The organism is Sphingobacterium shayense (assembly GCF_013179575.1).
GTDB lineage: Bacteria > Bacteroidota > Bacteroidia > Sphingobacteriales > Sphingobacteriaceae > Sphingobacterium > Sphingobacterium shayense.
Genome location: NZ_JABMCQ010000353.1, coordinates 1 through 650 on the forward strand (window position 1 = coordinate 1; position 650 = coordinate 650).

At 46.5% G+C, this 650-nt stretch carries 1 rRNA gene; it reads left to right on the forward strand.

The window, feature by feature from the left end:
- Nucleotides 1-152 precede the first annotated feature (152 nt).
- Nucleotides 153-650: ribosomal RNA gene (locus tag HP439_RS19320) — 23S ribosomal RNA — on the forward strand; the annotation flags it as partial.

Genomic DNA, 650 nt, shown 5'->3' on the forward strand with positions numbered 1-650 from the left:
TATAAGGATACGGTTTATAGCTGATGTAAAGAGTTCTTTGACATATTGAAAGAAAGATTAACAAGAGAAGACAACAGAATGTCGGAAGTTTTATAGTAATATAGGATGGAAGACAAAGGCAGCCATATATCAGCAAAAGGGATATATGCGCGAAGAAAGTAAATAAGGGCACACGGAGGATGCCTAGGCTCTCAGAGGCGATGAAGGACGTGATAAGCTGCGATAAGCCACGGGGATTAGCAAATATGATTTGATCCGTGGATTTCCGAATGGGGCAACCTAACATACTGAAGGTATGTTGTATAATACGCGAACGCGCTGAACTGAAACATCTAAGTAGGCGTAGGAGGAGAAAATAATAATGATTTCCCAAGTAGTGGCGAGCGAACGGGAAAGAGCCCAAACCAATATTGTTACGGCAATGTTGGGGTTGTAGGGTCACGATGTGTGATCTGCGGCGCGAAGTGGAACCGGGTGGGAAACCGGGCGATATGGGTGATAGCCCCGTACACGTATGCAAAGCAGCGCTAGTGATACCCTGAGTACCGCGGGACCGGAGAAATCCTGTGGGAATCTGCCAGCACCATCTGGTAAGGCTAAATACTCCTGAGAGACCGATAGTGAACCAGTACCGTGAGGGAAAGGTGAAA